Genomic DNA, 1,111 nt, shown 5'->3' with positions numbered 1-1,111 from the left:
TCGGCGACAGCCGGGTCTACCTGCTCGGTCCGCGCTGGTGCGAGCGGCTGACCGCCGACGACACCTGGGCGGCCAAGGCCGCGCGCGCGGGGCTCATCCCGGCCAACGAGGCCGAGACGCACCGGCGGGCGCACACCCTCACCCGCTGGCTGGGCGGCGACGTCGAGGACGTCGCGCCGCACACCGAGATGTTCCCGATCGAGGCGCCGGCCACGGTACTGGTCTGCAGCGACGGGCTGTGGAACTACGCGTCCCGGCCAGACGTGATGGCCGCGCTCGTCAACCAGCTCCCACCCCGCTGCGAGGCCATCGACGTCGCCCGCCACCTCGTCGACTTCGCCATCAACTCCGGGGGACACGACAACATCACGGTGGTGGCCGCCCGGGTGGAGGACTGATGAGTGCCTTCGCCGCGGAGGTCTACCAGAACGAGTACCTTCCGGTACCGTACCGGCGCGTGGGGAATCGAGTCGCGCGACTACCATTTGAATGTCCAGGTGCCCGCCCGCGCGCTGGGAACCGAGGCGCGGGCGGCGCGGGTCAGCCTCGTCGTCGACGGCCGGGTGACGTCAAAGGCGCTGGTCCGAGCGGTTTGGACGGACAATGAGACCCAGCGGAGCCGGATCAACGACCCGGTCGCCCACTACACCGACCAGGCGGAACTCGCGGCCGCGGTGCTACGGGGTCTGGAGGCGCGTCGGGCCGACGACGAGGCGACTGCGACACTGTTGCTCGGACGCGGCGCTCAGCTGGCGCTCGCCTCCGGCAACGGAGACACCTACCGCCTCCTACAGAAGGTGGTTCACGTCGACAATGCCACAACAGGTACGGTTCGGTTGAAGAAGAACGCCAAGAAGATCGATGAGATGGTCCTTGACACACGGTCGACGAGGACCCTCCGGGTGAACCGGTGATCAGGTGAGGGCACGATGCCCTACGGGGCACCTGTCTCACGACCCGACTACTGCGATCGGTGCGGAATTGGGATCATGAGTGGTCAGGAGAGGTACGAATACCGTCCGGAGGACGGCGGGCGAGCTCCCTACGGAGCAGATGCCCCCGGCCGCTCGGCTGACGGGAACCGCCGGCGTGGGCCAGCCGAGCAGACCGG

At 68.8% G+C, this 1,111-nt stretch carries 2 protein-coding genes; both read left to right on the top strand.

The features are described from left to right. A partial coding sequence (locus AC08ON_RS05605; RefSeq protein WP_476616569.1) for a PP2C family protein-serine/threonine phosphatase occupies positions 1-398 on the top strand: 398 nt, incomplete at its 5' end. Between the two features lie 3 nt (positions 399-401). After that, positions 402-914: a hypothetical protein gene (locus tag AC08ON_RS05600; RefSeq protein ID WP_476616568.1), complete on the top strand. Its 513-nt coding sequence runs from the start codon at positions 402-404 to the stop codon at positions 912-914. Positions 915-1,111 lie beyond the last annotated feature (197 nt).

This window comes from Frankia sp. CoWAU3 (assembly GCF_977971855.1).
This window is presented reverse-complemented; position numbering and strand designations above follow the sequence as displayed.